Source organism: [Phormidium] sp. LEGE 05292, from assembly GCF_015207735.1.
GTDB lineage: Bacteria > Cyanobacteriota > Cyanobacteriia > Cyanobacteriales > Aerosakkonemataceae > Floridanema.
In genome coordinates this window covers 166,411-173,496 of the sequence record NZ_JADEWG010000003.1, presented here as the reverse complement: position 1 = coordinate 173,496, position 7,086 = coordinate 166,411, and the positions used below count along the sequence as shown (strand labels likewise).

Sequence of the window (7,086 nt, the reverse complement as noted above, 5' to 3'; positions counted from 1 at the left end):
CCTCCCCACCTCCCCAGTCCCCTTGGCTTGAGAGTTTGCCAAATATGGCGGCAATTTGTGCAGCGCGGCAAATTGGGGCGACTGGGGCGGTTTTGGCACCAATGGCGGCTTGTGCTACGGGAATTTGGGCTTTAGCACAGGGTTTTGAGTTAATTCAAACTGGGCAATGTCAGCGAGCGATCGCAGGTGCGGTGGAAACACCGATTACACCTTTAACTTTGGCAGGTTTTCAGCAGATGGGCGCTTTGGCCCAAACGGGCGGTTATCCTTTCGATAAACAGCGGGGAGGTTTGGTTTTAGGAGAAGGTGGGGCGGTTTTTGTTTTGGAAACTGCCGAATTAGCTAGAAAGAGAGGGGCAAAGGTTTACGGCGAAGTTTTGGGTTTTGGCTTGACAGCAGACGCTTTTCATGCTAATGCACCGGAAGTGGGTGGGAAAAGTGGGATTTATGCGGTGAAGCAATGTTTAGAACGCAGCAATCTTTCAGCTATTGATATTGATTATATTCATGCTCATGGAACCGGGACAGTTTTGAACGATCGCAATGAAGCGCAGTTAATTAAATATTTGTTTCGCCAAAAAGTAGCGGTGAGTTCGACAAAAGGCGCGACAGGGCATACATTGGGGGCATCGGGAGTTTTGGGAGTAGCTTTTAGTTTGTTGGGGTTGCGCGATCGTATTTTACCCCCTTGTGTAGGTTTAAGAGAATCAGAATTTGATTTGAATTTGGTAAGAGTTGCGCGTCAGAGTGAAATTGAGAATTTGCTATGTTTTAGTTTCGGTTTTGGCGGACAAAATGCAGCGATCGCATTAGGAAAAATTTAACAAACTCCCTACTTAACAATACTCTCTCTTCTCTTCCTTCATGTCCTAAAAGGCTATCGCGTTTCGCTTCGCTATCGCGTCTTACGTGCTACGCACACGCTACGCGAACGCGGTTCAATAAAAAAGCTCTCTCAACTCAAAAAAGACTATTTCTAAAGTGCTTGTTGAAAAATTTTGATCGCAGCAACATGATTTACATAATTAATCAAGCTAATTTATAAAGTTAAACTTTACCTTCCGCTAGTTGTGGAAACATTTCTTATAGTAATAGTACCTTTGTCACCTGATTTCTTAGCGTTGTTGTAATCCATTGAATTTCTCAATAAAAGGGAATCTTTGTGCATCAAGCATTGTTTTTTTTCTTGTCCTCTTCCAGCAATGTTGCTAATTTATGGGCAGCTTCAAATGAGTTATAGAGAGTGACGCTGGAAAAACTTGGCTTCTGCTGTGCTTCTGCTTCTTCTTTAGCTAATTCTGATGCTAAAAACTCGATCGCCTTTAACTTGTCAGCACGAGATAAAGTTTGCAGCATTGGTAATAAATTAGTCACATTCATGGAATAGTATTTGAAGTAATTACTGTCAAATTTTAACACTCAAAATCCCACCTGCGAATAGATTTGCAGGCGGATATTAGGAGATGGATCTAACGAATAGTTAATTTAAAAGTATATCGAGGATTACTCAATCTATAAGGTTGTGCAATTACTACTTTATAATCTCCCGTTGTTGTAGCTTCAAAAAGGTTATCTTGTGGCTGCTCGTAAGATTTACCATCAGGAGTAATAAAAGTAAATCCAGAAAGTCCTTGTTCTTCATTACTGCCATCAGCACGTTCACCTTTCCAAGTGATATCAGCAGTTATTTGTTGACCTTTGTTAGCCCGAAAAATATAAGTATCTTGATTACCTAAAGTTACACTACCATTGATTACAGATGATGAAGCGCCGGGAGCAAACTGCACGCGACGGCTGATTCCTCTGCGTTGTTGGGCGTTAACTTTTTGTAAAGAACTTGCGCCGAAAGCGGCTAAACTGATTCCTAAGTAAAAAAGCGATCGCCTTTTCATAACTATCTCCTCATTCCGTAAAACTCAATCTACTTTGAGTTGTAAGATTTTAGTATATTTGCGATCGCCCTTAGCAGCCAACCTGATAGTTGAGAAAGTAATAAATCAACGAACAAATTTGCAAATGTTAAATAAAGGAAATTATTTTCAATGCCATTCTTTTACGAAATTTTACTAAAGTTAAATTTCAGACATTTTTAAATAGTACTGATTTTTGCGGATAAATTCTTTAGTTTAGTAACAAGTCACCAAAGAAATAATACTTAATTTTATTAAAATCAGCTAAAAAGTACAACTATTTAATACATCTGCCGTAGGATAGAATTATACCATTACTATGTATTAATCAGCAGGGAACTTAATATGGAACTGGAAGTGCATCAATTTATTTCCTATTTTGAGCCAACACAAGCGTCACAGTTATGCCAAATGGCTATTGTGGAAAAATATACCGAACAAAAGGTTGTCTTTGAAGAGGACGATGTTCCTGATTATTTATATTTAGTTTTAGCAGGACAAGTGGAGTTTAGAAAAATAACGACTTGTGATAAGTATCATGTGATTGCTGTAGCTAAACAAAATGAATTTTTTGGGGAATTTGGGGTTTTGGATGGACAACCCCGCAGTGCTCAGGCGATCGCTTATCCAGATACAATTATAGCTAAAATTCCTCGTACTCAATTGATGGAAATATTAGATAATACAAAAGGCTATGTAATTCTCAAGTTGTTAAGCTATATTATCCGTCATCTCCGCGCTACCACTGCACAGTATGTTAATCAAATGGTTTATCAAGAAAAAATGGCTTTGATTGGAGAAATGGTCAATACCATTATTCATGATTTTAGAAGTCCAGTAACAGGCATTCAGTTAGCCAGCGCCATGTTAAAAGAAACCCATCCTGATGAAGATACAATTGAATGGTGTGATATCATTCAAGCCCAAGTTAAACGAATGTTGGGAATGGCGGAAGAGGCGTTAGAATTTGCTAGCGGTAATGCAGTTTTAAAGAAACAACCTGTCAAGTTAACGGCATTATTAGATCACTTTGAAAAGCTGAATCGAATTTATTTCAAAGATGCTCATGTGAAATTCAAATTTGATGTACCAGAAGTTTTAGTAAATGTTGATGAAAACAAATTGATGCGAGTTTTGCAAAACTTAATTAGTAATGCAGTTGAAGCTTTTAAGGGTAATGGTGGTTGTATAGAAATAACTGCTAATAATAATGGCAATTTTGTCCAAATTCAAATATGCGATAATGGGCCTGGAATACCAGAAGCTATTAGGGATAATTTATTCGATCCTTTTGTAACTCATGGTAAACGAGGGGGCACAGGATTGGGAACTGCGATCGCCAAATCGATTATTGAAGCACATGACGGAGACATTTGTTTTGAAACTAACTGCAAGGGGACTACTTTTTACATTGATTTACCTCACCAATTAGAGATTAATTGCAGTTAAACTGGATTATTATAGCGATTGCTAACTGCATCGAGTATTACTTGCTTTTTTGTTGGGTTAACTGAAAATAATTACTTATTAAAGCTATAAATAATTCTTAAGAAAAAGGGCAGACAAACATCGATCTGCCCTCGAAACAGAGCAATCACACTCTTCTTAAGTCTAGTACAATAGTGTTAACAATCAGTCTGGTTTTTTACATGACTCTAACTGAACAAATCCTTAGCCAAATTCCCGGAAACGCTTTAGAAGGATTACGGCGAGTCGATCGCCTTTGGCAATCCTTAAAAGAAGATACCATACCAATACCTCAATTAGTCAAACAAAGCGACTTACCATTAGGAACATTAGACTGGGATGTAGTGATTTGTGGTGGAACTTTAGGCATTTTTATTGGCGCAGCTTTGGCAAATTTAGGTTGGCGAGTTGCTTTAATTGAACGGGGAATTTTGCGGGGAAGAACTCAAGAATGGAACATTTCTCGCAAAGAATTAGAAGTATTTTTAGATTTAAATTTGCTGACTGAAGAGGAATTAGAAAAGGCGATCGCAACTCAATACAACCCTGCAAGAGTCGGTTTTTTAGGTGGTAAAGACATTTGGGTGACAGACATTCTCAACATCGGTGTCGATCCAGTTTATCTCTTAGAAACTCTTAAATTAAAGTTTCTGAGTGCTGGCGGTAAACTCTTGGAAAATTCACCTTTCCAAGGTGCAGTGATTCACCCAGATGGCATATTGGTAGAAGCAAGTGAAAATTTAAAAACCAGATTATTAATTGATGCAATGGGGAATTTTTCTCCCATTGTGCAACAAGCAAGACAAGGACAAAAACCCGATAGTGTTTGCTTAGTGGTAGGAACTTGCGCTAAAGGTTTTCCTGAGAATAAAACCGGAGATTTAATCTATTCTTTTACACCTTTAGAAAATCAATGCCAATATTTTTGGGAAGCTTTCCCCGCCAGAGATGGGAGAACAACCTATATGTTTACTTACTTGGATGCTAATCCGCAACGTCCAAGTTTAGAAGAGTTTTTTGGCGAATATTTGCGGCTTTTACCAGAATATCAAAATGTACAATTATCACAATTAGAATTTGTCAGAGCTTTATTTGGTCTCTTTCCTAGTTATCGCCAAAGTCCGGTAAAAATTCCCTTCGATCGCATTTTACCAGTAGGAGATAGTAGCGGCGCACAATCTCCTTTAAGTTTTGGTGGATTTGGTGCAATGGTGCGTCATTTGCAGAGGTTAACAAGTGGGATTCATCAGGCGTTGGAGTGCGATCGCATAAGCCAAAACGATTTATCATTATTACAACCATATCAACCGAATTTAGCCGTAACTTGGTTATTTCAACGCACCATGAGTGTAGGGATAAATCAAAAAGTCGCACCCGAACAAATTAACCAGTTACTCTCAGCAGTATTTTTAGAAATGGAAAATCTCGGAGATTCGGTACTTAAACCATTTCTCCAAGATGTAGTACAGTTTCCCGCTTTAACAAAAGCTTTATTAAAAACCCAATTTTCTCACCCAGAATTAGTACTTAAAATCATTCCGCAAGTTGGCATATTAGCATTAATTGATTGGCTGATACATTACTTCAATTTAGCAGCCTATTCAGTTCTAAATCAATTAGGCGCAAATATCCAACCTTGGATAAAAGAATTACCACCAGTACCACAATATTACCTGCAACGATCGATCGATGCGTGGAAATATGGTTCTGGTGGTGATTACTAGGCGGTTTTTAACCTAGAAACAGGCTGGTAATTTTCTGCTTTTACTGGCGCATTTTTAGGATATATCACTGTATATGTTTCCATCACAGTGCCATCATCTAAACAATGGCTAGGATAATGTCCTTTGATTTCTTTATTGAAAAACTTGCCTTTGGAATCCGAGTCTAGAAAACGCTGCCAAGTTTCCCATTCCACATCAGCATATTGATAAACTGAACCGCTATTAAACTCGATTTGCAAGATTTTTCTTTGTTTATCATATCCCATTGCTGATGCCATAGTCGATCGCACTGACAACATCTGAATTTCGTCTTCTTCATTCGCTATTTCGGCAAGTTCTTGCAGTCCTTCGTAAACAGAAGAAGGCGCAGGAACTTCTAAATATTCCATCTGGTTGCCGCGATCGATCAAAAAGCCTAAATGGTCATCTTCATAGCCAACAGCTACAACATTTTTTAAGTCAATATTGATTAGCTTCATTGCTAATTCTCCTGGGAATATTAGAAAATATTTAAGTTTTAGTATTTATGTACTATAATTATAGCAAAAAAATTTTATGTTGGTTGTAGAGACGTTGTATACAACGTCTCTACAACGGTTCTACAATGTTTATTGCTTAACTAGTTACGCCAGAAGTTCTGTAACTATCAATTTCTTTTCGCAACTGTTCCGCTTTATCTAACAAATCAATCTGGGAAATTGTTTGCTGTTCTTTCGTCGCCATCCACTTTAACTTAACTGTTTGATTTTCAGCTTCTTCATCTCCTAAAATCAAGCAAGCAACAGCCCCACTTTTATCAGCACGGGCAAACTGTTTCTTAAAAGCACTACCACTTAAATCTAATTCTAAACTAAACCCTGCTTGGCGCAATTTTTGCCCTAAAATTAATGCTTGTGCTTCGGCTTTTTCGCCTCTGGAAACTACGTAAAAATCTAGAAACTGTATTGGTTTTTCCTGCAATTTTTGCAACAGAATAATCAATCTTTCCAGACCGATCGCCCAACCCACCGCAGGCGTATCAGGCCCACCTAATTCTGCCACCAAACCATCATATCTGCCACCGCCACAAACCGTCGCTTGAGCACCCAAATCATCAGAAATAATTTCAAAAGCCGTGTGAGTATAATAATCCAAACCTCGCACTAACCGATGGTTTAACTGATAAGAAATTCCCAAATCAGTTAATAATTGTAATACTTGGTCAAAATGCTGTTTAGAATCAACACCCAGATGATCTAAAATACTCGGAGCATTTAGAGAAATTTCCTTAGTCCGTTCATCCTTACTATCTAGAATCCGCAAAGGATTACGAGTTAATCTATCTTGAGAATCAGCATCTAACTCATTTTTATAAGGAGTTAAATAATCAATCAAAGCTTGGCGATATTGTTGCCTATCTTCAGCATTTCCCAAAGAATTAATATCTAGACGCAAAGACTTTAAACCCAAAGATTGTAGGATATTATTGGCGATCGCAATAACTTCCACATCCGCCCTTGGATCGGAACTTCCCAACACTTCAACCCCTATTTGGTGAAACTGCCTTTGCCTTCCAGCTTGCGGACGTTCATAGCGAAACATCGGCCCAGTATACCAAAGACGCTGCACACCACCTTGAGCAAACAGACCATTTTCGATAAAAGATCTCACTACTCCAGCAGTACCTTCCGGGCGCAAAGTAACAGAACGTTCTCCCCGATCTAAAAAAGTGTACATCTCCTTGCCAACTACATCAGTAGCTTCACCAATGCCACGCTCAAAAAGTCCAGTTTCCTCAAAAATTGGAGTGCGAATTTCTTGGTAAGCTGCTTTGCCCAAAATTTCCCTAGCTGTTGCTTCCACCTTTTGCCAGTAAACAACCTCTTCCGGCAAAATATCTCTTGTTCCCCGTAAAGCTTGAATCGTACCCATAATTTAATAATTGCTGATTGGTAATGTCATTGTAATAGTTCATTGCCAAAGAATTAAGGAGAAAAAGAAAAAGG

General features: G+C 38.5%; 7 protein-coding genes. 3 read left to right on the top strand and 4 right to left on the bottom strand.

All coding sequences use genetic code 11. The features are described 5' to 3' along the window. The coding region (locus IQ264_RS02415) for a beta-ketoacyl-ACP synthase (protein ID WP_193978214.1) at nucleotides 1–824 on the top strand (824 nt) is incomplete at its 5' end. 343 nt (nucleotides 825–1,167) lie between these two features. Here the strand turns inward: IQ264_RS02415 and IQ264_RS02410 are convergent. Then, nucleotides 1,168–1,380 carry a hypothetical protein gene (locus IQ264_RS02410; protein ID WP_193978213.1) on the bottom strand — a complete coding sequence of 71 codons (213 nt, stop codon included), beginning with the start codon at nucleotides 1,378–1,380 and terminating at the stop codon, nucleotides 1,168–1,170. Nucleotides 1,381–1,469: 89 nt separating this feature from the next. Further along, nucleotides 1,470–1,892 carry a hypothetical protein gene (locus IQ264_RS02405; RefSeq protein ID WP_193978212.1) on the bottom strand — a complete coding sequence of 141 codons (423 nt, stop codon included), beginning with the start codon at nucleotides 1,890–1,892 and terminating at the stop codon, nucleotides 1,470–1,472. A 363-nt stretch (nucleotides 1,893–2,255) separates the two neighbouring features. Between IQ264_RS02405 and IQ264_RS02400 the strand changes: the two genes are divergently transcribed. Both IQ264_RS02400 and IQ264_RS02395 read left to right on the top strand, forming a co-directional pair. Next, a complete protein-coding gene (locus IQ264_RS02400; RefSeq protein ID WP_193978211.1) occupies nucleotides 2,256–3,359 on the top strand; it encodes a sensor histidine kinase in 1,104 nt (367 codons plus the stop codon). A 200-nt stretch (nucleotides 3,360–3,559) separates the two neighbouring features. After that, entirely contained in the window at nucleotides 3,560–5,101 is a 1,542-nt protein-coding gene (locus IQ264_RS02395; protein WP_193978210.1) for an FAD-binding oxidoreductase, read from the top strand. On the opposite strand, the gene IQ264_RS02390 is transcribed toward IQ264_RS02395, so the two are convergent. Together IQ264_RS02390 and hisS are read right to left on the bottom strand one after the other, a co-directional pair. Then, complete coding sequence (locus tag IQ264_RS02390) at nucleotides 5,098–5,580, bottom strand: KTSC domain-containing protein (protein ID WP_193978209.1); 483 nt, start codon at nucleotides 5,578–5,580, stop codon at nucleotides 5,098–5,100. The two genes, IQ264_RS02395 and IQ264_RS02390, sit on opposite strands and share 4 nt — an antisense overlap. A 136-nt stretch (nucleotides 5,581–5,716) precedes the next feature. After that, nucleotides 5,717–7,012 (bottom strand): histidine--tRNA ligase, encoded by a 1,296-nt coding sequence (gene hisS, locus IQ264_RS02385; protein WP_193978208.1) that lies wholly within the window; start codon nucleotides 7,010–7,012, stop codon nucleotides 5,717–5,719. Between the last annotated feature and the right edge of the window lie 74 nt (nucleotides 7,013–7,086).

Excerpts from the sequence above, each read along its gene's own strand:
- IQ264_RS02410 (WP_193978213.1), bottom strand. The coding sequence starts at position 1,380 with ATGAATGTGACTAATTTATTACCAATGCTGCAAACTTTATCTCGTGCT.
- IQ264_RS02405 (WP_193978212.1), bottom strand. The coding sequence starts at position 1,892 with ATGAAAAGGCGATCGCTTTTTTACTTAGGAATCAGTTTAGCCGCTTTC.
- IQ264_RS02400 (WP_193978211.1), top strand. The coding sequence starts at position 2,256 with ATGGAACTGGAAGTGCATCAATTTATTTCCTATTTTGAGCCAACACAA.
- IQ264_RS02395 (WP_193978210.1), top strand. The coding sequence starts at position 3,560 with ATGACTCTAACTGAACAAATCCTTAGCCAAATTCCCGGAAACGCTTTA.
- IQ264_RS02390 (WP_193978209.1), bottom strand. The coding sequence starts at position 5,580 with ATGAAGCTAATCAATATTGACTTAAAAAATGTTGTAGCTGTTGGCTAT.
- hisS (WP_193978208.1), bottom strand. The coding sequence starts at position 7,012 with ATGGGTACGATTCAAGCTTTACGGGGAACAAGAGATATTTTGCCGGAA.